This is a genomic window from Acinetobacter sp. F-1, assembly GCF_022869025.1.
Taxonomy (GTDB): Bacteria; Pseudomonadota; Gammaproteobacteria; order Pseudomonadales; family Moraxellaceae; genus Acinetobacter; species Acinetobacter pseudolwoffii.
This window is the reverse complement of sequence record NZ_JAJKFX010000035.1, coordinates 1-515: the sequence shown is the minus strand read 5'-3', so window position 1 is coordinate 515 and position 515 is coordinate 1. Positions and strand designations below refer to the sequence as shown.

General features: G+C 35.5%; 1 protein-coding gene. It reads left to right on the top strand.

The window, feature by feature from the left end:
* A partial coding sequence (locus LOZ91_RS14555; RefSeq protein ID WP_244783468.1) for an IS982 family transposase occupies positions 1 to 515 on the top strand: 515 nt, incomplete at both ends.

Sequence of the window (515 nt, the reverse complement as noted above, 5' to 3'; positions counted from 1 at the left end):
ACCTGGCTAAAAGAAGATAAAAGCCATTTATTTAAGTACTTGCCTTGCTATCAAAGGATGATTCATCTGATCAATATGCATGAATTAGCTTTACACGCTTTACATGTGGCACTGATGAAAGGCCAAGGTACACAATATTTATGGATTGATTCAACAACTCTGCCAGTTTGTAAAACTCAACGTATTCAGCATCATAAATCATTAGTCCAAATTGCATCACGTGGTAGAAGCTCAATGGGCTGGTTTTATGGCTATAAATTACATATTGCGATGAATCAATTTGGTGAAATTGCCTGTTCTGCTTTATCGAATGGACATGTTGCTGACATAAAAATGGTTGAGCAATTGGTTGCTGGTGTAGAAGCAAAACTTTACGGGGATCGAGGTTACATCAGCCAAGAATTAAAAATTAGATTGAAACATCAAGGTATTGATTTAATTATTTATCATCGAAAGAATATGCAGGCTATTCAACTTTGTGCATCAGATGAATATCACCTAAGACAACGCAATAA